This window comes from Mycobacterium sp. (assembly GCF_035697385.1).
Taxonomy (GTDB): Bacteria; Actinomycetota; Actinomycetes; order Mycobacteriales; family Mycobacteriaceae; genus Mycobacterium.
The window spans coordinates 19813-39330 of record NZ_DASSCY010000206.1 but is presented as its reverse complement, the minus strand read 5'-3'; the positions used below and the strand labels follow the sequence as shown (position 1 = coordinate 39330).

19 protein-coding genes and 3 pseudogenes are annotated in these 19518 nt (G+C 65.4%); 6 read left to right on the top strand and 16 right to left on the bottom strand.

All coding sequences use genetic code 11. From position 1 onward, the window contains the following. Positions 1 to 81 precede the first annotated feature (81 nt). The 4 genes from VFH65_RS17090 to VFH65_RS17075 form a co-directional block, all read right to left on the bottom strand. Positions 82 to 1338, bottom strand: a complete 1257-nt coding sequence (locus VFH65_RS17090) for an acyl-CoA dehydrogenase family protein (protein WP_353323037.1) — start codon at positions 1336 to 1338, stop codon at positions 82 to 84. Beyond that, positions 1335 to 2468, bottom strand: coding sequence for an acyl-CoA dehydrogenase family protein (locus VFH65_RS17085; RefSeq protein WP_353323036.1), 1134 nt, complete (start codon positions 2466 to 2468; stop codon positions 1335 to 1337). The genes VFH65_RS17090 and VFH65_RS17085 overlap by 4 nt, the downstream gene beginning before the upstream one ends. Before the next feature lie 80 nt (positions 2469 to 2548). Continuing rightward, complete coding sequence (locus VFH65_RS17080; protein WP_353323035.1) at positions 2549 to 3769, bottom strand: amidohydrolase family protein; 1221 nt, start codon at positions 3767 to 3769, stop codon at positions 2549 to 2551. Positions 3770 to 3847: 78 nt separating this feature from the next. Beyond that, entirely contained in the window at positions 3848 to 4483 is a 636-nt protein-coding gene (locus tag VFH65_RS17075; protein WP_353323033.1) for a TetR/AcrR family transcriptional regulator, read from the bottom strand. A 77-nt stretch (positions 4484 to 4560) separates the two neighbouring features. Between VFH65_RS17075 and VFH65_RS17070 the strand changes: the two are divergent. Further along, positions 4561 to 4917, top strand: a pseudogene (locus tag VFH65_RS17070) (LLM class flavin-dependent oxidoreductase); the annotation flags it as partial. Positions 4918 to 4972: 55 nt separating this feature from the next. Continuing rightward, positions 4973 to 5857 carry an acyl-CoA thioesterase gene (locus tag VFH65_RS17065; RefSeq protein ID WP_353323032.1) on the top strand — a complete coding sequence of 295 codons (885 nt, stop codon included), beginning with the start codon at positions 4973 to 4975 and terminating at the stop codon, positions 5855 to 5857. Between the two features lie 99 nt (positions 5858 to 5956). Here the strand turns inward: VFH65_RS17065 and VFH65_RS17060 are convergent, their stop codons facing one another. Genes VFH65_RS17060 through ypfJ form a run of 7 tightly spaced genes read right to left on the bottom strand, consistent with a single transcriptional unit; the run spans position 5957 to position 12250 of the window. Beyond that, entirely contained in the window at positions 5957 to 6784 is an 828-nt protein-coding gene (locus VFH65_RS17060) for a mycofactocin-coupled SDR family oxidoreductase (protein ID WP_353323031.1), read from the bottom strand. Continuing rightward, entirely contained in the window at positions 6781 to 8355 is a 1575-nt protein-coding gene (locus tag VFH65_RS17055) for a flavin-containing monooxygenase (protein ID WP_353323029.1), read from the bottom strand. The genes VFH65_RS17060 and VFH65_RS17055 overlap by 4 nt, the downstream gene beginning before the upstream one ends. Next, entirely contained in the window at positions 8348 to 8941 is a 594-nt protein-coding gene (locus VFH65_RS17050; protein WP_353323028.1) for a TetR/AcrR family transcriptional regulator, read from the bottom strand. Before VFH65_RS17050 ends, VFH65_RS17055 begins: the two co-directional genes overlap by 8 nt. Positions 8942 to 8981: 40 nt before the next feature. Further along, entirely contained in the window at positions 8982 to 9512 is a 531-nt protein-coding gene (locus tag VFH65_RS17045; protein WP_353323027.1) for a DinB family protein, read from the bottom strand. Beyond that, positions 9509 to 9703, bottom strand: a complete 195-nt coding sequence (locus VFH65_RS17040) for an MBL fold metallo-hydrolase (protein WP_353323025.1) — start codon at positions 9701 to 9703, stop codon at positions 9509 to 9511. Before VFH65_RS17040 ends, VFH65_RS17045 begins: the two co-directional genes overlap by 4 nt. Before the next feature lie 14 nt (positions 9704 to 9717). Next, positions 9718 to 11364, bottom strand: a complete 1647-nt coding sequence (locus VFH65_RS17035) for a DUF885 domain-containing protein (RefSeq protein ID WP_353323024.1) — start codon at positions 11362 to 11364, stop codon at positions 9718 to 9720. Further along, positions 11357 to 12250, bottom strand: a complete 894-nt coding sequence (gene ypfJ / locus VFH65_RS17030; protein WP_353323023.1) for a KPN_02809 family neutral zinc metallopeptidase — start codon at positions 12248 to 12250, stop codon at positions 11357 to 11359. The genes VFH65_RS17035 and ypfJ overlap by 8 nt, the downstream gene beginning before the upstream one ends. A 30-nt stretch (positions 12251 to 12280) precedes the next feature. Between ypfJ and VFH65_RS17025 the strand changes: the two genes are divergently transcribed. Further along, the gene (locus tag VFH65_RS17025; RefSeq protein ID WP_353323021.1) at positions 12281 to 13786 is read left to right on the top strand and encodes a carboxylesterase/lipase family protein; all 1506 of its coding nucleotides are present in this window, start codon (positions 12281 to 12283) and stop codon (positions 13784 to 13786) included. A 70-nt stretch (positions 13787 to 13856) separates the two neighbouring features. On the opposite strand, the gene VFH65_RS17020 is transcribed toward VFH65_RS17025, so the two are convergent. The 4 genes and pseudogenes from VFH65_RS17020 to VFH65_RS17005 all read right to left on the bottom strand — a co-directional run. Continuing rightward, positions 13857 to 14357 (bottom strand): SRPBCC family protein, encoded by a 501-nt coding sequence (locus VFH65_RS17020; protein ID WP_414688438.1) that lies wholly within the window; start codon positions 14355 to 14357, stop codon positions 13857 to 13859. A gap of 33 nt (positions 14358 to 14390) precedes the next feature. Then, positions 14391 to 14894 (bottom strand): SRPBCC family protein, encoded by a 504-nt coding sequence (locus VFH65_RS17015; protein WP_353323050.1) that lies wholly within the window; start codon positions 14892 to 14894, stop codon positions 14391 to 14393. An 11-nt stretch (positions 14895 to 14905) separates the two neighbouring features. After that, a pseudogene (locus VFH65_RS17010) lies at positions 14906 to 15220 on the bottom strand (ketopantoate reductase C-terminal domain-containing protein); the annotation flags it as partial. A 22-nt stretch (positions 15221 to 15242) separates the two neighbouring features. After that, positions 15243 to 15335, bottom strand: a pseudogene (locus VFH65_RS17005) (hypothetical protein); the annotation flags it as partial. Between the two features lie 77 nt (positions 15336 to 15412). Here VFH65_RS17005 and aspS point away from each other — a divergent pair. Together aspS and VFH65_RS16995 are read left to right on the top strand one after the other, a co-directional pair. Next, a complete protein-coding gene (aspS, locus tag VFH65_RS17000; RefSeq protein ID WP_353323017.1) occupies positions 15413 to 17188 on the top strand; it encodes an aspartate--tRNA ligase in 1776 nt (591 codons plus the stop codon). A 16-nt stretch (positions 17189 to 17204) separates the two neighbouring features. Next, entirely contained in the window at positions 17205 to 17636 is a 432-nt protein-coding gene (locus VFH65_RS16995; RefSeq protein WP_353323016.1) for a nitroreductase family deazaflavin-dependent oxidoreductase, read from the top strand. Between the two features lie 63 nt (positions 17637 to 17699). Here the strand turns inward: VFH65_RS16995 and VFH65_RS16990 are convergent, their stop codons facing one another. Then, positions 17700 to 18881: a thiolase family protein gene (locus VFH65_RS16990; protein WP_353323014.1), complete on the bottom strand. Its 1182-nt coding sequence runs from the start codon at positions 18879 to 18881 to the stop codon at positions 17700 to 17702. 95 nt (positions 18882 to 18976) lie between these two features. Here VFH65_RS16990 and VFH65_RS16985 point away from each other — a divergent pair, with 95 nt between their 5' ends. After that, positions 18977 to 19447 (top strand): winged helix-turn-helix transcriptional regulator, encoded by a 471-nt coding sequence (locus VFH65_RS16985; protein ID WP_353323012.1) that lies wholly within the window; start codon positions 18977 to 18979, stop codon positions 19445 to 19447. The last annotated feature ends 71 nt before the right edge of the window (positions 19448 to 19518 follow it).

Sequence of the window (19518 nt, the reverse complement as noted above, 5' to 3'; positions counted from 1 at the left end):
TATCCGAACTCCGTGTAACCAATGAAGTGGAACAGCTCTAGTCCACCCGATCAGTACGAGAGGTGGATCGCCGACGCTGTTCTAGGACTTGTTGCGCTTGACTTGATTGAAGGGCACACCACGGTCGGCGGCGGGCTCCCGTGGGAAGCCGAGTACCCGTTCGCCGATGATGTTGCGGGCGATCTCGGTGGTGCCGCCCCCGAGGGAGGCCGTCTGCCGCGACAGGTACCGATCGCCAAACCGGATCAGGTCTTCGCCGGCGTCGACGACGCCTGCACTGCCAGTGATGGCCAACGCGGTGTCGAACTCCAACTGATGTGTCTCGGCATGCGTGATCCGGATGATCGAACCCGCCGCCGGGGGCAGGGAACCGTCGAGGACGCCGTGGTAGACGTGGTCGACGAGTTGCTCCTGCACTTCCCGGTGCACGAGCGCCCGGCCCGCCAGTTCACGCGCCCGCTCGTTGTCGGCCTGTCCCGTCGCGGCCAACAAGGAGACGTAATCGATCGCCTGGTCGGTCTTGCCCTCGGCGCCAATGCCGCTGGAGAACTCGGAGCCGCCGCCGACCGCGCGCCGCTCGTGATAGAGCTGCCGCGACGCCACATGCCAGCCCTCATTCACCTCACCGACGACCGCGTCGTCGCCCAGTTCGAGGTTGTCGAAGAACTCCTCGCAGAACTCGATGGAGCCGTTGACTTGTTTGATCCGCCGCATCGTGATGCCCGGGCTGTCGAGTGGCACCAGGAACATGGTCAGCCCCTCGTGCTTCGGCACGTCCCAGTTCGTGCGGGCCAAAAGCAATCCGTAGTCGGCGGCGAATGCGCTTGTGCTCCAGGTCTTTGCGCCATTGATCACCCATTTGTCGCCCTGTCGGTCGGCGCGGGTGATGACACCTGCGAGATCCGATCCGCCGCTGGGCTCCGACAACAGCTGCACGAGTACCTCGTCGCCGCGCAGCGCAGCCGAAATGTGTTGGCGCTTCTGCTCTTCAGTTCCGGTGTCGAGGATCGTCGCGGCGCAGATCGTGAACGTCGGCGTGTTGAGGATGATCGGCAGCTCGTAGCCGCGCGACACGTTGTCGAACGCTCTCTGGTAGGCGATGGGCAGGCCAAGGCCGCCGTACTCGCGGGGGAAGCAGATACCCGCGAATCCACCTTCGTAGAGCTTCTTTTGAATCTCGCGCGCGCGCAGCCACGGCGCCTCTTCGCCGCGGTCGGCTTCGGGCGGGTTGTCCGGATCGGTCCTCGGCATGTTGTCCGCCAGCCAGGCGCCGGCCCTGGCGGCAAAGTCCTCGACTGATTCCGCCGTCTCGGTGGCTGCCGACGTGGTCTCGGTCATGAGGCGGCCTCCAGCTCGGTCAGGGTGTAGACCCGCAGGTTGTGGTCCTCAGGTGTGCCGAATATCGAGCGGTACAAGGTGACTCGCCGCAGGTACAGGTGTAGGTCGTGTTCCCACGTCACCCCGATACCGCCGTGCAACTGGATGCAATCCTGAACCATGCCCGGGGCGCGTTCACCCACATAGGATTTCGCGACGCTGACGGCCATATCGGCGCCGGGGGAGCGCGCGGAGACTTCCGCGACCGCCGCGCGCGTGGTGGCCCGGCACGCCTCGAACCAGATCTTCAGGTCGGCGTACTTGTGCTTGAGCGCCTGATACGACGCCAGCGGGCGGCCGAACGAATGCCGGTCCAGCCCCCACTGGATGGTGAACGCGAGAACCGTGTCGAGAATGCCGACCACTTCCGCGCACTGCAGCACCTGTGCGATCTGGCTTTGACGTCGGATCAGTCCCGCGGTCTGTTCCGCTGTGCCAACCACGGCGTTCTCGTCGACCTCGACAGCGTCGAAATGCACGCGGGCATACCGCTTCACCAAGTCGACTGACCGTTGCACCTCGATGCGCACGTTCGGCGCGGCCGTCGGCACCAGGAACTGGCGTACCTCGCCGTCGCATTGCGCAACGACCAGCAGTACGTCGCTTTCGGCGCCCGCCTCAACGCGATCCTTGACGCCGTCGATGCGGTATCCGGACGGCGTGCGTGTCGCCGTGACAGTGGCGTCGAGCGGCGACCACGGCTTTCCGGGTTCGTAGACGGCCCAGGATGCGATGGTCTCACCGGATACCAGGGATTCGATTGTCGCCTCATGGTTTTCGGGCGACTCCACCAGGCCGGCCAGCACGGTGCTGACGGGGTGCAATGGTCCTGGCGCGACGGACTTGCCTGCCAGCTCGGCGACGAGTGCCAGGTCGGACACGCCGTCGGCCGACACGCTGCCGCCGCCGAGTTCTTCGGGGACCAGGAGGCTGGTCCAGCCGAGTTCGGCGGCTCGACGCCACCATTTGCGCTCGAAGGAGGTGCCGGCTTCATGGAGTTCCCGCAGCCGGCCCAGCGATGCTTCCTTCTCGAGGAACGACTGGGTCGTCGAAGCGAACAGCAGCCGTTCTGGGTTTGCGGCGTCGGTCACGGCGCGAGCTCACTTTCAATAAAGCGTGACCGTGCGTGCCGAAGTACCGACACGCACGTTCACGATAGACGCCGTTGTGATCAGGCGAACTCCATAGCAGGCACACCCGGCTTGTGGACGACCTCGTTCGGGATCTTGAACAGGTCGATCATGTTGCCGCCCATGACCTTGCGCTGCCCCTCTTCGTCGAGACCCTGAAGATCGTCGATGAGATGCGTCGGTTGCGCCAAGCCCTCGGGGTGGGGCCAGTCTGATCCGAAGATCACCCGGTCGACGCCGCACAGCTCGGCCATCTGGGTGAAGTCGTCCTCCCAGAATGGCGCGACGTAGACGCCACGCCGGAACGCCTGGATCGGATCCTCCAGGAACCCATGGGGCATCTTTGCGTAGACGCTCTTGAACTGTTTGAACAGATAGGGCACCCAATCCGCGCCGTTCTCGATCGACAGGATGCGCAGATCCGGGTTGCGGGTCAGCGCACCGTGGCAGACCATCGCCGCCATGGTGTCTTCGATCGGCCGCTTGCCCATCGCGACCATGCGGAACGACGTCGGCGCGAACGGCTTGTACTCGTCGCCGGGTTCCCAGTCGTTGAGGTACTCGGAGTACCCGCTGTCCGAGGCGTGCATCGACACCGGGATGCCGGCCTTGACGCAGGCATCCCAGAACGGGTCGAACTCTTCCAGTCCCAGCGAGCGGGTTCCCCGATACCCGGGCACCGGCGCCGGCCGGACGAGGACGGTCTTGGCGCCGCGCTCGAGACACCAATCCAGTTCCTCGAGTGCGCGGTCGACATTGCCCAGGTTGATGACCGGGGTGGAGAAGATGCGGTCCTCGTAGTTGAACTGCCAGGTCTCGTACATCCACTGGTTTAGCGCATGGACGATGTCGAGGATCAGGTCGGGATCGTCCTTGAGTCGCTCCTCGACGAGGCTGGCCAGCGTCGGGAACATCAGGGTGTAGTCCAGGGCGAGGCTGTCCATCACCTCGAGGCGTGCCTCGGGGTTGCGGAACGCGGGAATCGCCTTCATGGGCTTGCCCATCACTTCGCGGAAGCTCTTGCCGCCGCTGCCGTGCCGGAAGTACTCCTCCTGGGCGCCGGGCCGGGCTACCACCTCGAACGTCGGGTTGGGGATGTAGTCGCTGACCACATTGCGGACCATGATCTTGGTGCGCCCGCGGACGTCGATGTAATCGATGACGCCCTTGCGGTTGTCCGGGAGGAACTGGGTCAGGGCCTCTTTGGGCTCGTAGAAGTGGTTGTCGGCGTCGAACACCGGATAGGGGAGCTTGCGGGTCATTTCCGCCTCCTGGAAGTCTCGTTAGCTGCAAGTGGTAATGACGTTACCACTTCTGGACCAGCGAAAACAACACGCAGGTCAGGCCTTGTTCGACGGGCCGATGAGGCCGCCAATGCAGAACGCGAAGATGTGGTCCGCCTCGACAGGGACGCCGCTTAGCTCGATGCCCAGAACGCGCAGCCGCATCGCGCCCAGCGCCGACTGCATGATCAGTGCGGCGGTGGCGTCGACGTCTAACTCGGCTCGGAACGAGCCCTCGTCGATCCCGCGGGTGATGATGTCTTTGATCAGCTCGTGCAGTGGCGAGAGCACGCGCGCGTACTCACGGGGCAGGGTTTCAGCAAGATGGTCGTTGTAGTCGGTCAGCCCGCGGTTGACTCTGTCCTGGGTGCTGGATTCGGCTGGGGTACAGATCCTGTCGATCAGCGCCCGCATCGCGGCCAGGCTGTCCAGCCCTTCGGTGTCCTGGCGCCACTTGCGCGTCGACTCGGTCATGATCCGCTCGATGAGCGCGAGTAGGAGCTCGTCCTTGGTCGAAAAATGCTGGTAGAAGGATCGCAGGGAAGTCTTCGAGCGCTCAACCACCTCGAGCACCGTGAAGTCGGTGCGTCCGGTTTCGCCCAGGATGGTCAGCGCGGACTTCATGAAGCGATTGGCGCGGGATTCGGCGTCGACGCTGACGCCCTCCGGCGTTCGCTCGGTCGACTTCGGCATGGGAGACACCTTCCCGCATGACAGCATGTTGGTAATGACGTTACCGGTTTTGAAGAAGCTCGGTTACTGTTCCTTCGATGGCCGAATGGTTCCTGTTCCTGCCGCAGGTGCGGCTGGACATCCCCGCGATCGTCGAGCGCGCGCACGTCGCCCAATCCAGCGGCTTCGACGGCATCGCGTTCATCGACCATCTCGAAGCGCAGGGGGCCGTCGACCAAAGCATTTGGGAGGCAATGGCCCTCTGGGGCGACGGGGAGTTGGCGCAGAAACCCGCGCCGTCGCACCGGATTCCGTTGGTGCTCGGCGGAACCGGGAAGAAAACCATGGGGTTGGTCCGGAAGCACGCGGATTGGTGGAACATTCCCTCGCATCAGCTCGACCGCCTGCCGCGGCTGCTGCCGACAGCGGGCTCCGCGCGGGTTTCGCTGCGCCAGACACCCTTACCGAGTTTGCAGACACAGTAATCGGTTACAAGTAAAGGCAATTCACATGACAACAGATTCAGCGCAGACGCAGTGGTCGGTCGAGAGCCTGCTCGACCTGTTCGATGTGCAACCCGACGGTGAGAACCGTTTCATCGCCGCGACCGGCCCCGCAGGCGAGGACGATCGGCAGGTTGTTGAAGGCACGCAGGTCCTCGCCCAAGTGATTGTGGCTGTGGCGAAACGATTTCCGGACAAGTCGGTGCGATCCGTGTACGCAGTGTTCGCGCGTGCGGTGTTGGTCGGGGCAGGGCCGGTCGAGCTGGAGATCGACGTCGTAAGTGAAGGGCGGTCCACTGCGACGGCCATCGTCGCGGCCAAGCAGAACGGCAAGCGGTGCATCACGGCGACGGTGCTGGCCGACGTACCGACCGCCGACGTGATCCGTCATCACCTGCCGCGCCCTGAGGTCGCTGGTCCCGCGGACGCCAACGTCTCGGAGATGCCGATGATCGGGCGCGAGCTGCGCCTGGTCGACGTCGTCGACGTCAACAGCCCCGACGAGGTTGGGCCGCCGGAGCTGTATGCCTGGTTGCACTACGACCCCATCCCGTCCCGCGACGACCTCGCCAAGGCGCTGATCGCGTATTTCACTGGGCATCTTGGCATTTCGACGACGATGCGGGCACACGCCGGCATCGGCACCGCGCAATCGCATCTCACCGTCTCGACGGCGCCGATGACGATCACGGTCAGCTTCCACGAGCCGGTCAGCTGGGACGGTTGGATCCTCTACTCGCATGAGAGCACCCAAGTGGGCGCCGGGATGTCCTACGTTCGCGGCACAGTGCACACCGAAGGGGGTGAGCTGATCGCGTCCTTCGCGCAGGATGCGTTGATCCGCCCGCTGCGCACCACCGACACTGCCATCCAGGAGCAGTCGCGGTTGTAGCACGATTACGGAATCAGACGAGCCGCGAGAGTCGGATATATGACGGATTTCGCGCCGCATGCATCATATTTCCCACTGTCGGCGCAATTTCACGACAGGTCAGATCTTCAGATAGCCCTTGTCCGCGGGGATCTGAGCCGCTGTCACCAACGACGAGGCGTCACCGGCCAGCCAGACGACGATGTCGGAGATGAGATCCGGGTCGGCCAGCGAATCTGTGGGCAGCGCGCCCGGGGAGTAGCTGTGGATGTAGTTCGGGTGGTCTTGGAACACCTTGTACATCGACAGGTCGTTACCCATCGGCGTATCGGTGCCGTACGGGTGCACCGAGTTCACCCGAATGCCGTATTCGCCCAGTTCGACCGCCAGCGAGTTTGTCAGCCCGACGACTCCGAATTTGCTTGCGCAGTAGTGGCCGCAGCCCGGAACAGCCTTGATTCCGGCCGCCGAGCTGATGGTGATGATCGATCCGCCGTTTCCGGCCTCGATCATCGGTGGCACCACCGCCTTGATGGTGTTCCACAGCCCGGTGAGGTTGACATCGAGAATGTCCTGCCACTGCTGTGCCGAGATCTCCCACAGCCGACCCCAATTCAGCACACCGGCGTTGGCGACGACGATGTCGATACGACCGAACTGTTCCAGCGCGTCGGCTACCACGCGCAGCAGCCCGGCGGCGTCGCGGACGTCGACTCGGTCGGCGAGAATCTTGCGTCCCTCTCCCTCGACCAGGCTCACCGTCTCGGCAAGGTCTTCGGGGCTAGCAGGCGGATAACCGTTGTGCTCAGCGACGGGCCCGCAGGCATCGATCGCGACGATATCGGCCCCGGCGCGGGCCAGCCGGATGCAGTGTGAGCGTCCCTGACCCCGCGCGGCGCCCGTGACGAAGGCGACCTTACCGGCCAGCGGGGCGTCGGGATTCGTCATGCGGGCAGCTCCTTCGGAAGTGGAGCGGACAGCACATCAGCCGCCCGCGTGGAGAACTCGTAGTCCGATAGAGGCGACCGACGCGCGAATCGCCTTGACCCGGTGATGGTTTGGGGTCGGTAGTACACAACCTCGTCATGTGAGTTGACGAAGTAGCTGTTCATTCCGCGATTGCATTCGGCGATGTAGGTCTGAACCGCCTTGCCGTGCCTGCGCATCCGCTCGTTCCAGCGGTTGAACGCGTCGTGGCTGACCTCGACGACCTGGGCGCCGCGCCTGCGTGTCTCGTCGATCATGCGTACCGCGTGCTCGGCCATCGTCTCGTCGTAGTCCATCCACGCAAAGCCGACGAAGCCGGTCGGCCCGACGATCTCCCACCGGTTGGGTAGCCGTGGATGGGCGGTGCCGGCATAGCTGCGTAGCCCGTGCGCGCGGTAGTACTCGGCAAGGTCGAAACCCGCTGCGCCCAAGATGGTTCCGGGCCGGTAAGTCTGCGGATCGGTCCACAGCTCGTAGCCGGTTGCCGCGACGATCAGATCGGCCTCGCGTTCGACGCCGTCGGTGGTGCGCACCCCGTTGCGGGTGATCCGGTCGATCGGGGTGGTGATCAGGGCGGTGTTCGGGTTGTTCAGCGCCTTGAAAAACGCGCTCGAGATGACGGGGCGCTTGGCGAGGATACCGATGCGGGGCACGAGCGCCCGTCGGTAAGCGGGATCGTCGACCGTGGCCCGGAGCAGGAGGCGGTACAGCAGCCGTGACCACTTGTCGTAGAGCGGCAGGACACGCACCAGCACGTTCTCCGGCAGCCGCGAGAGCAGATGCACGATGGGCATCACCATGAAGGCGTCCATCGCGGTCCGCCCGAGCACGTTGACCGCGGTGATGAAACCCGGCAGGCGCAACACCCTGCGCGCCGCCGGGGAGAACTCGAAGTCGATCTTCGGCAGCACCCAACCCGGGGTGCGCTGGTAGACATCGAGAGTCTTGGCTTGCGCCGAGAGGGCTGCGGCGATTTGCACGCCGCTGGATCCCGTTCCGATGACCGCGATGCGCTTGCCGCGGGTGTCGTAGCCGTCATCCCACGCGTTGGGTCGCAGGATGGTGCCTTCGAAGTCGTCGACCCCTTCGATGTCGATAGTGTTCTTGGCGTTGACGTAGCCGCCAACCGAGCTGATCAGGAAGCGTGCGGTGACCGGCTCTTGGCCACGGATCTGCAGGCGCCACATGCCGGCGCGGCCATCCCACTGTTGTTGCACCACTTCAGAATTCGACTGCAGATGCTCGTAGAGACCGAGCCCGCGTGCGGTGTCGCGGAAGTAGTTGTACAGCTCGGGGCCGGGTGCAAAGAGCCGGCTCCAGTTGGGATTCGGGGCGAACGACAGCTGATACCACAGCGACGGGATGTCGACGGCCAGGCCGGGATAGTGGTTGTCCCGCCACGTGCCGCCGAAGTCGTCGGCGCGTTCCAGGATGACGAAGTCGGTGATGCCTTTCTTGCGCAGCAGACGCCCCACGGCGATTCCGCCGGGGCCGGCGCCGATGATGGCCACCTCGTACATGGGCTCAGCCACGAGACGCTCCGCTCAGTCCGGCGACGATGTGTTCTGACACGAACCGCCGCACCGCGCGTGGACTGTTCAGGTTCACCCCGATCGGGGGTAACAGCTCGAAACTCAACAACATTCGCACTATCCATTCACTCGCCCGGCCGGGGTCCACGCTGTCGGCGACTTCTCCACGCTGCTGGGCCGCCCGCACCCGCGGCTTCCACAACTCGATCGAGCGCTTCATCAAGTCGTCGCCGATATTTCGCAGCAGCAGCACCAGGATGCTTTCGTTGATGCCCCGAGGCGCAACCGAGTCCGAATGCTGCCGGTGTGCGCACACGACGACCGCCGCGGCCGCTACCTGCTCGGCCAGGGTGGCCTGCGTGTCGACTTCGGCAGCCATGGTTTCGATGAACGCCGACGCGAGATGGTCGAGAGCGGTCTTGATGGCACGGTCGCGGCTGCCCAGTGCGTTATGGACGGTCCCGCGGGATACGCCGGCCGCCTCGGCGACGGCGGTGAGGCTGAACTGGCGCGGGCCCAGCCGGCGCAGCGTTTCGGTGGTGGCCGCCAACAGGGTCGGCGATACCGACCGCTCTTCGCCGCGCATTTGAACACATTATCGACATGTGTTCAATGTGGTCAATAGGTCAGCCGCGTTGGACGTCGTGGGCGTGGTGGACGACGTCGTGCAGGTGATATACCGAGATCGATGCGACGGTGAACTCACTGCCGTTGCTTCGCAGGCCCCTTCGCGACCATGCGTGAGGCGGCACATTCGCATACGTATCGGCCACCACGTCCGCGGCGTCGAACAGTTCGCGAGCAACGGTGCCAGGATCCTGTGAGGCGTAATCGTCGGCGAGCGCTGTCTCGTCCTGATCCCAGTTGGGGAACCGCGGTTCGTCCTCGGTGAGCATCAGCTGCACCCGGTGATTGAAGATGCGGTGCACGTCGCGCACGTGACAGCCGTACTCCAACGTTGACCACACCCCGGGCCGGCGACGCAGGGCGACGCCGGCATCACCAAGTCTGCTGACCCAATCGGCGGCGTCACGACGAATGTGGCCGGCCACCTCGGTGTAGTGCACCGAGGTCGGATCGAAACCACACTCTCCGCACGCTCGCGAGAGCACCCACGTCCAGTCCTTGGTGTCGGGTTCGATGTGCTCAGAGTTCACAGCTGCTCCGCTACCTCCCGGATTCGGGGTCCTGCCCCCGATGCTATGGGCTCGCCGTGCCCGAAGCACGCTGTCTCGACGTCGAGGGCGGCCAGCCGCCGAAACGAAGCCACCGTGCGGTCGCGGTCCTGGTTGAACGTGCCGAGCATGACGGTGCCGACGTTGGCGATGGTGTCACCGGTGAACAACACGCGATCAAAGCGAATCAGCTGGTGGCGAAATCACCCGACAGCGCGGACTTCAGCACGCCCAGCGGCAGCCCGCCCAGATCAAGTGCGCGACTGTGGAATTCCTTCAACGACCACCCGCGACCCAGCGCTTCGTCGCGCAACTGCTGCCAGATTCGCTGCCCGATTGCGTACGACGGCGCCTGGCCCGGCCAGCCCAGGTAGCGGTCCAGTTCGAACCGCAGGTGCTCTTCGGTCATTGCGCTGTGGGACTGCAGGAACACCCATGCCTTCTGGGCGTCCCACGCGTCGCCGTCGGGTGCCGTCAGCCCGCAATGTACGCCGATGTCGATGACCACCCGCGCGGCCCGGAAACGTTGCGCGTCGAGCATTCCCATCCGATTGCCCGCGTCGTCGAGCCAGCCCAGTTCGGCCATCAACCGCTCGGCGTACAGCGCCCAGCCCTCGCCGTGGCCTGATACCCAGCAGCCCAGCCGGCGCCACCGGTTCAGCTGATCGGCAAGCACCACCGCCCGCCCGATCTGCAGATGATGGCCGGGCACCCCTTCGTGATACACCGTCGTCGTTTCCTGCCAGGTGTGGAACGTGTCCACGCCATGCGGAACAGACCACCACATCCGCCCAGGACGGGTGAGATCCTCCGACGGGCCTGTGTAGTAAATGCCACCGGTATGTGTGGGCGCGATCCGGCATTCCAGCCGGCGCAGCGGCGCGGCAATGTCGAAGTGCGTGTCGGCCAGGGACTCCACTGCCCGATCGGACAGTTCCTGCATCCACGACTGCAGCGCGTCGACGCCGTGCACGACGTAACGGTCCTCGTCGTTGAGCCTGCGCAGCGCTTCGGCGACCGACGAACCGGGATACAGCCGACTCGCGATGGATTCCTGTTCGGCCACAATGCTTTCCAACTGACGCAGGCCCCACTCGTAGGTCTCGTCGAGGTCGACCGTGGTGCCGAGAAAGCTGCGGGAGAGCAGCCGGTAGGCATCGCGGCCGAACGCGTCGTCCTGACGCGCGTATGGCGCGATATCGTCGCCAAGCACCCTGGCCAGCTCGGCGTAAGCCTGGGCGGCGTTGGCGGCATGCAATTGAAGCTCTTCGTGCAACGCCGTGTTCCCCGGTGCGGCATCGGCGACCATGTCGACGAACAGGTGCTGGATTCCTGCGGCCTGCTCGATGCCTCTGGCGACCTGGCGCATCGCCGGCGGATGCCCACCAGTCGCTGCGACCCGCAATGCCTCGGCGTACCCGGCGACACGGTCGGGTAGTCGGGACAGCCGCCGGCTTATCACCGCCCAATCCTCGTCGGTGTCGGTGGCCATCAGGTCGAATACGTCGCGCATGGTCTGCAACGGTGAGGCGATCACGTTCAGGTCGCCGACGTCGAGTCCCGCTGCATGCAGTTCAACGAGGACGCCCAGCCGTTCGCGCATCGCCGCGACGGTGACGGCGTCCACGTCGTCTTCCGCTTCGACAGCATCAAGGTCGCGCAACGCCGCACCCGCCGCTTCGACACGGGCCGCCACGCCATCGGGCGAGTAGTCGGTGATGTCGTCATCGTGACCGATGATGCCTAATTCCGTTGCTGCGCAGGGATCTAACGCGGCGACCGTCTCCAGATAGCGTTCGGCTGCGTCGTCGACGGCCGTGGTTTGCCTACCCAAGGTTGTTGGTGGCGAACGTGTCGCACTTGTTCGGATCGCCGGTCTGATAGCCCACGGTGAACCACTTCTGCCGCTGCTCGGCGGATCCATGCGTCCACGCTTCCGGGTTGACGCGCCCGGTGGCGGCCTCTTGGATTCGGTCGTCACCGACGGACGCAGCGGCCGAAAGCGCGTCGGCAATGTCCTTGTCGCTCAACGGCTCCAGGAACGGTACGCCGGTGCTCTCCTGTTTGGTGATGGCCGCGTAGTGCGCCCACACGCCTGCGTAGCAGTCAGCCTGCAGCTCGACGCGCACACCGCCGCCCTGCGCGCCCTGGGCGCCTGGGCCCTGCGCCTTGCCCAGCACACCTTTGAGGTCCTGCACGTGGTGTCCGAACTCGTGCGCCACCACATACTCCTGGGCCAATGGCCCACCGCTGGAACCGAACTGGTCGACGAGCACCTGGAAGAAGTCGGTGTCGAAGTAGGCGGTCTGATCGGCGGGGCAGTAGAACGGTCCGACGTCACTGGTCGCCGGACCACAGCCGGTGTCCACCTGGCCGGTGAAGATCCGGACGTGCGGGCGGGTGTAGTCGGGCATCAACTGCTCCCAGACACCGTCGACCGAGTTGGCGGTCGCCACCACGCGGCATTGCACGATCCGATTGGCGTCCGCGCCGGTCTTGCACTGGCTCAGATCGAATCCAGGTGCTTCGACGCCCTCGGTGCCGATCTGCTGTTCTTGGGGGATCACCGTGCTCGGGTCGACGCCGAGAAACAGCGCCACCACGAGGATGAGCAACCCACCGACGCCACCGCCGACCGCGATTCCACGCCCTGGACCGCGACCGCCGCCGCTGGTCGACGTGGTGCTCGTATCGATTTGCATGCCCTCGTTGAAGGTCATGCCATCAGCTTTGCACACTACGATTTCGGTGTGGCCCTCGTTGTCGGACATTCGACCGTCGTGCACACCGGCCAGGGAGACCTGCGCGGCACGACCGAGGGAGGCGTCGGCGTCTGGCGTGGCATTCCGTACGCCGAGCAGCCGGTGGGCGAGCGTCGATTCCTGGCGCCTGCCCCGCTGCGACCGTGGACCGGTGTGCGCGACGCACTCGAACACGGTCCGCTGCCGCCGCAGGGCAAGTCGTTCGTCGGGGGTGGCCGCGACGATCCGAAGGTGCGCGACGAGGCCTGTCTGACGCTGACGGTGTGGTCGCCCGACACCAATGGGTCGTTGCCGGTCATGGTGTGGATTCCCGGCGGCGCGTTCGTGTTTGGCGCTGGCCAGTTTCAGCTCTACAACGGGTCGCCGCTGGCCGCCAATGGAAACGTGGTGGTTGTCAACGTCACCTATCGGATCGGGGTGTTCGGGGGTTTCGAGCTCGGCGACCTTGGCGACGGATTCGACGACAACCTGGCACTGCGTGACCAGATGGCCGCACTTCGCTGGATCCGCGAGAACATTGCGGCGTTCGGCGGTGACGCCGACCGGGTCACCGTGTTCGGCGAGTCGGCGGGTGCGACGTCGGTGCTCGCGCTGCTGGCGAGCCCGGAGGCCGACGGGCTGTTCAGCCGGGCGATAGCCCAGAGTCCGGCGTTGCCGCTCATTGCCGATCGTGAGGTGCGAGCGAAGCAAGCACACGACTTCCTGCACCGCCTGGGTGTCAGCCCGACGGAGGTCAAGGCGCTACCGCAGCGCCAGCTGCGGCGTGCCGCGGGGTGGCTGCAGCTGAAGAGTTCGGCGACGACACCGACTCTGGCCTACGGGCTGACCTACGGCGTCGACCTGCTGCCGCAGCATCCCGTCGACGCGGCGCGCGCGGGCGAGCTGGCGCGGGTGCCGCTGATCATCGGCACCAACAGCCATGAGGCCTCGATGTTCGCCTGGACCAAGCCACCGATGCTGCCGACCACGCCGGCGTCCATCAACGCCTATTTCGAGCGGGTCGCGCCGGACGCCAAGGAACGGGTGCTGGCCGCGTACCCGGACTACCCGCGCCGGCGCGCGCTGGTCGCGTTCGGCTCCGATGTCATGTTCGGTGGCCCGGCCTGGGCGTTCGCCGACGCGTACAGCACCCACGCGCCGACCCACATGTACCGCTTCGACCACTTCGGTTGGAGCCTGCGGGTGCTCGGGCTCGGCGCCACCCATGGCAGCGAAATCGTGCACATCCAGCACAGCTACGCGTCGTTCATCGGCCGCAAACTGCATCCGCTTGGGCGGCGGCTGCAGCCGTCGGTCGGTCGGCGCATGCAGCGGGCGTGGCTGGACTTCGCCGCAAAGGGCTGGGAGAGCGGAGAGATCCGGTGGTCCAGCGGGCACGATTGGCCGGTCTACGACACCGAACGTCGCTTCACTCGCATCATCGAAACGGCCCGCGACACGGTGGTCTCCGATCCCGACGCCGCGCGCCGTAAGGCCTGGGTCGGGCTCTACTAGCCGGCAGTGCCGAACCGTACGTTTTGTAGAAAAAGTGCGAGAAGGGCGCTACAAAACGTACGTTTCGCGGCTAGCTAGCCGCGGCGTACCGCTTGTCGCTGTAGTCGCGCAGGTTGTAGAGGAACTTCTGGAACATCCGGGCCATCACCGGCCGACCCAGTGACATGCCCAGGCGTGCCGCAACGCCGTTTGGCTTCATCGCCATCACCCAGGTCAGGTGGCAGCCGCCGGCGGTGGGGAGCACACGATAATCCTCCGCGAACGCGGCGATGCTGCCGGTGGACGCTTCGTTGAACCGAAAAGCCATGTGCGTGAACGGCTCCCAGGCCAGGAACTCCTCATCGCCGACGATGCCGCCGCGCATGTGAACCGTCCTCGTGGTGCCTACGCCGCGGGGTTCGGGACTGGTCCACGTCACCTTGGTGATCACCGTCGCCCATTGGGGCCAGGACTCAGCGTCGGCCAGCACCTCGAATAGCTGCTCGGGTGTGATCGCGAGGTCGACGGTGCTGACGAATCGGAACGGTGCGCCGCCGATGAAGTCCAGGCCGACGCGCTCGCAGGAGTGCATGACCATACACAGTAGACGTCGGTGTCTGGCCTACTAGATCGTCATGCCGAAGCGCTGGTCGGTGTACTGGCGCAGCTTGGCCAAGTACTCGCGATATTTGGAAGTCATCACGCGTTTTGCGATGATCCTGGCCAGTAACGGCGGGTTTTGCGGGTCGTGCGCGAGCGTCCAGGTCAGCCGGCAACCCTGCGGAGTCGGCTCGATCCGGTGCTCCTCGACCGATGCACGCTCCCTCGCAAAGGAGCTCTTGTTCATACGGAAAGCCATGTGGCTGTGAGGTTGCCACGCGATGACCTCTTCGAGGGCGGCGCCGCCGTTGCGCATCTCGATAGCGCGGGTGCTGCCGAGCCGAAATGGCGCCGGGCTGGTCCAGGTCATACGGGTCAACGGTGACCAGAGCGGCCAGGACTCCGCTTCCTCGAGGACCTGCCACAGTTGCGCAGGTGTGATGGCCAAGTCCACGGAGTTGGTCGAGCGGAACCGCGCGGTGTTGATGAGTTCCAGGCCGACGCGCTCGCACGGGTACAGATCAGGCACGGGCCGGAATCTTAACCAGGACCGTCGCTGGCCGCCGCCAATAACGGCACCAGCACGTCGCTGATCGGCGTGGACAGCCCGTGCTCGGCCGCCTTGCGCGTGATGACGCCGTTGCGGATGTCTCACTCGAGGCGCCGATTTGCCTCCCGGTCGGTCAGCATGGACGTCGTGATGTCCGGCGGTGAGTTGGCCAACAGGCCGATGATTTCGTCGACCACCCCGTCGCCGAGGTGGGCGTCGTCGGCCCGGGCGACCGCCAGACATTCGGTCAGGTAGCGGCGCGCCAGGTCGGCCACGTCGTCGCGGCGGCGTATGTCCGCACATCGTCACCCGGTGGCTCGCCGCGTGAAGGAAGGCCGCGACCGTCGACCCGATAGCGCCCGGCCCGATGACCGCCGTGTTGGTGCGCGGGCGATGGTCTTCGCGCAAGCGCTGATCCACGAACGCCAAAGATACTGGCAGGGGGTCCCCACTACACTGTGGCAGTCCTCTCCTCAGGCCATTCACAAGGAGTTTTTGTGCTGCGCAGTCATGCCGCCGGTTCGTTGCGGCCCACCGATGCCGGGCAGAAGGTCACGCTCGCCGGCTGGGTGGCGCGTCGCCGCGACCACGGCGGCGTCATCTTCATCGACCTGCGCGACGCATCGGGGGTGTCGCAGGTGGTGTTCCGCGACGCCGACGTGCTTGAGGCGGCCCACCGGCTGCGCGCCGAGTTCTGCATCGCCGTCGACGGCGTCGTCGAGATCAGGCCGGAAGGCAACGCCAACGTCGAGATCCCGACGGGGGAGATCGAAGTCAATGCCGTCTCGCTGACAGTGCTGGGGGAGAGCGCGCCGCTGCCTTTCCAGCTCGACGAGCAGGCGGGTGAGGAGGCCCGGCTCAAATACCGCTACCTCGATCTGCGCCGCGAGGGGCCGGGAGCGGCGATTCGCCTGCGCTCCAAGGTCAACGCCGCCGCCCGCGACGTGCTGGCCCGCCACGACTTCGTCGAGATCGAAACCCCGACGATGACGCGGTCGACGCCCGAAGGCGCCCGCGACTTCCTGATTCCCGCGCGCCTGCAGCCCGGCAACTTCTACGCCCTGCCACAGAGCCCGCAGCTGTTCAAGCAGCTGCTGATGGTCGCCGGCATGGAGCGCTACTACCAAATCGCCCGCTGTTACCGCGATGAAGACTTTCGCGCGGACCGTCAGCCGGAGTTCACGCAGCTCGACATGGAGATGAGCTTCGTCGACTCCGACGATGTGATGACGGTGTCCGAGGAGATCCTCAAGGCGCTGTGGGCGCTGGTCGGCTACGACCTGCCGACCCCGATCCCGCGGATGACGTATACCGAGGCGATGCGCAGATTCGGCTCCGACAAACCCGATCTGCGGTTCGGCGTCGAACTGGTGGAGTGCACAGAGTACTTCTCGGACACCACATTTCGGGTCTTCCAAGCGCCGCATGTGGGTGCCGTCGTCATGGCGGGCGGCGCGTCGCAGCCGCGGCGCACCCTCGACGGGTGGCAGGAGTTCGCCAAGCAGCGTGGCCACCGCGGGCTGGCCTACGTATTGGTGGGTGACGACGGGACGCTCAGTGGTCCGGTCGCCAAGAACCTGTCCGACACCGAACGCGACGGCCTTGCCGCGCATGTCGGCGCCCAACCGGGGGACTGCATCTTCTTCTCCGCGGGCCCGGCCAAGACGGCGCGGGCACTATTGGGCGCGGTCCGTATCGAGATCGCCAAGCGGCTCAACCTGATCGACCCGGATGCGTGGGCATTCACCTGGATCGTCGACTGGCCGCTGTTCGAGTCAGCCGACGAGGCCGCCGCACACGGCGATGTCGCGGTCGGCTCAGGGGCGTGGACAGCCGTGCACCACGCGTTCACCGCACCGAAGCCCGAGTCGGAGGCCACATTCGACACAGACCCAGGCGCGGCGCTCGCCAACGCTTACGACATCGTCTGCAACGGCAACGAAATCGGTGGCGGCTCCATCCGTATCCACCGCCGCGACGTGCAGGAGCGGGTCTTCGCGATGATGGGAATCAGCCACGACGAAGCGCAGGACAAGTTCGGGTTCCTGTTGGAGGCGTTCACCTTTGGCGCACCGCCGCACGGCGGCATCGCGTTCGGTTGGGACCGGATCACCGCACTGCTCGCCGGTACCGATTCGATCAGGGAAGTGATCGCGTTCCCGAAGTCCGGCGGCGGTGTCGACCCGTTGACCGGTGCGCCCTCAGCGATCACGCCGCAGCAGCGCAAGGAATCGGGAATAGACGCCAAGCCGGAAAAGATTGAAGGGTCATGACCGCAGGAGTCGAGAGATGACCGAAGTACCCGACGCCGACACCATGAAGGCGTTCAACCAGAACATCGTCGAGGAGTTCCGCACCAACGGCGGCAAGGTGGGCGGCCCGTTCGAAGGCGCCACTCTGCTACTGCTGACCTCCACCGGCGCCAAATCGGGCCAGCCACGTCTCGCACCGCTGGCGTACCTGACCATTGATCAGAAGATGATCATCATCGGCTCCAAGGCGGGCGCGGACAACAATCCCGACTGGGTGCACAACCTGCGGGCCAATCCGCGGGCGCGCATAGAAGTGGGCACCGATGCCTACGACGTCGTGGCCCGCGAACTGCCACGCGACGAGCGCGACGCGGTATATCCGAAGGTCGTCGCCCTGGCGCCGGGTTTCGGTGAATACCAGGCCAAGACGAGCAGGGTCATCCCGCTGTTCGAGCTGCAGAAGGCCTAGCCCAAACAGAAGCCAGGGTCGCGAAAGGCACCGGATCGCGACCCTGGCTTCTGTTTCGCGGCCTTACAGCCGCTCGATGATGGTGGCGTTCGCCATGCCACCGGCCTCACACATGGTCTGCAGCCCGTAGCGGCCACCGCGCTGCTCGAGTGCGTTGACCAGGGTCGTCATGAGCCGCGCGCCGCTGGCGCCTAACGGGTGCCCGATCGCGAGCGCCCCGCCGTTGACGTTGGTCTTGGCCAGATCCGCTCCGGTGTCGTGCGCCCACGCCATCACCACAGGTGCGAACGCCTCGTTGACCTCGAACAGGTCGATGTCGGCAAGCGTCAAACCGGCCCGCTGCAAGACCTTTTCGGTCGCCGGGATGACACCGGTCAGCATGTACAGCGGATCGGAGCCGACGACGGTCGTGGTGTGGATCCGGGCCAGCGGACGCAGGCCCAGCCGCGCAGCCACCTCGCTGGTAGTGATCAACACCGCCGCGCTGCCGTCGGACAGCGGCGAGGAGTTGCCCGGTGTGATCTCCCACTTGATCTGCGGGAAGCGTGCCCCATAAGAGGGGTCGTAGAACGCAGGCTTGAGTCCCGCGAGCGTTTCCACCGTCGTACCGGGGCGGATGATCTCGTCGGTGGTCAAGCCGTTGATCGGGATCAGCTCGTTGTCGAATCGGCCCTCTTTGGTTGCGGCCGCGGCCTTCTCGTGGCTGCCCGCGGAGAACTCGTCGAGCTGCTGTCGCGAGAATCCCCACTTGGCGGCAATCAGTTCGGCGCTGATGCCTTGCGGGACAAGGCCTTCGGGATAGCGCTGCGCCATCGCACCGAACGGGTCGCTTCCTGGCAACACGCTCGAACCCATAGGCACCCGAGACATCGATTCGACGCCTGCCGCGACGGCGATGTCGTAGGCACCCGAGATCACGCCCTGCGCGGCGAAGTGAATCGCCTGCTGGCTGCTGCCGCACTGGCGGTCAACGGTGGTGCCGGGAACGCTTTCTGGGAAGCCGGCACCGAGTAGTGCGTTGCGTGCGATGTTGGCGGCCTGGTCTCCCACCTGGGTCACCGCGCCGGTGATGACGTCGTCGATCTGGACGGGATCGATCCCGGTCCGGCTGACCAGCTCGCGCAGGCTGTGCGCCAGCAGGTCGACGGGCAGGACGTCGTGCAGCGCGCCGCTGGCCTTGCCCTTTCCGATCGGCGTGCGTACCGCTGAAACGATGACCGCGTCCCGGCCCGCATATCCGGCCATTCCTGCCTCCTGTAACTCGACGCTGAGTGATGTTCTCCATACCCAGCTATACCACCTGGGTATACTGGCAACAACCCAGGAGGAGAGTGAATTCCATGACAGTGCTCCAGGGCAGGCTGGCCGACCGGGACGCCTGGTCGGCGGTGGGCCAGTGCCCGATCGAAAAGACCATGGCCCTGCTGGGGACCAAGTCGGCGATGCTGATTATGCGTGAGGCCTACTACGGCACCACCAGGTTCGAGGACTTCTGGCGGCGCGTCGGCATTACCAAGGCCGCCGCGTCCGCGCGCCTGTCCGAACTCGTCGACGCCGGGCTGCTCACGCGTCGGCCCTACCAGGAGCCGGGCCAGCGAAGCCGCGACGAATACGTGCTCACCGATGCGGGGCTGGACTTCATGCCGGTCATCTGGGGGATGTTCGAGTGGGGGCGACGACATCTGCCGTACAACGCTTCACTGCGGTTGGCGCACAAGGATTGCGGCGCGGAGGCCACAGTCGAGATCCGCTGCTCTGACGGCCATCGCGTGCCCCCCGACGAGCTGGCCGTCCGGATCAGCAAGGGCTAGTTGGCTTCCCCGCGACGACAATGTAACGGCGCAGAAGACGTTCGAGTAACCGTCTGCTGGAATACCGTTTC

Coding starts and splice junctions, on each gene's coding strand:
- VFH65_RS17060 (WP_353323031.1), bottom strand. CDS start 6,784: ATGACGAATCCCGACGCCCCGCTGGCCGGTAAGGTCGCCTTCGTCACG.
- VFH65_RS16985 (WP_353323012.1), top strand. CDS start 18,977: ATGACAGTGCTCCAGGGCAGGCTGGCCGACCGGGACGCCTGGTCGGCG.
- ypfJ (WP_353323023.1), bottom strand. CDS start 12,250: ATGACCTTCAACGAGGGCATGCAAATCGATACGAGCACCACGTCGACC.
- VFH65_RS17050 (WP_353323028.1), bottom strand. CDS start 8,941: ATGCGCGGCGAAGAGCGGTCGGTATCGCCGACCCTGTTGGCGGCCACC.
- VFH65_RS17020 (WP_414688438.1), bottom strand. CDS start 14,357: ATGCACTCCTGCGAGCGCGTCGGCCTGGACTTCATCGGCGGCGCACCG.
- VFH65_RS17090 (WP_353323037.1), bottom strand. CDS start 1,338: ATGACCGAGACCACGTCGGCAGCCACCGAGACGGCGGAATCAGTCGAG.
- VFH65_RS17080 (WP_353323035.1), bottom strand. CDS start 3,769: ATGACCCGCAAGCTCCCCTATCCGGTGTTCGACGCCGACAACCACTTC.
- VFH65_RS16990 (WP_353323014.1), bottom strand. CDS start 18,881: ATGGCCGGATATGCGGGCCGGGACGCGGTCATCGTTTCAGCGGTACGC.
- VFH65_RS16995 (WP_353323016.1), top strand. CDS start 17,205: ATGACCGAAGTACCCGACGCCGACACCATGAAGGCGTTCAACCAGAAC.
- VFH65_RS17065 (WP_353323032.1), top strand. CDS start 4,973: ATGACAACAGATTCAGCGCAGACGCAGTGGTCGGTCGAGAGCCTGCTC.
- VFH65_RS17075 (WP_353323033.1), bottom strand. CDS start 4,483: ATGCCGAAGTCGACCGAGCGAACGCCGGAGGGCGTCAGCGTCGACGCC.